Source organism: Faecalibacterium sp. DFI.5.82 (genome assembly GCF_029076575.1).
In the GTDB taxonomy this organism is placed as follows: domain Bacteria; phylum Bacillota; class Clostridia; order Oscillospirales; family Ruminococcaceae; genus Faecalibacterium; species Faecalibacterium duncaniae.
In genome coordinates, this window is the sequence record NZ_JARFIS010000546.1 from 1 (window position 1) to 309 (window position 309).

The following is a 309-nucleotide window of genomic DNA, read 5'->3' on the forward strand; positions in this document are numbered from 1 at the left end:
GCTTCAGCCGCTGGGCAGCGTTCAAGGGCTTTGACTGCACCCCCAGCCGGTGGAAGTTGTTCAGCAGGTCATTCTGGATGTGGTCAAGCCGGGGCTTGACCTGTGCCATGCTTTCGCCCTCCACACCAATGGTGATGAATTTGGTCTTGGTCAGACCATTATTGCCCTTGGCAAGCTGCTGGCGCAGCATCTGGGAATACTCCGCACGAACATAATCGAAACCATCTCGATGGTACGGGATACGGATGCTTTTCTCAAACTCGGTGCTGTCGGTTGCCATGTTCACGAAGGACAGCTCAAATTTGATGG

The 309-nt window shown here is 54.0% G+C and carries 1 pseudogene; it reads right to left on the reverse strand.

From position 1 onward, the window contains the following. Window positions 1-309, reverse strand: a pseudogene (locus P0G09_RS17815) (conjugal transfer protein TraE); the annotation flags it as partial.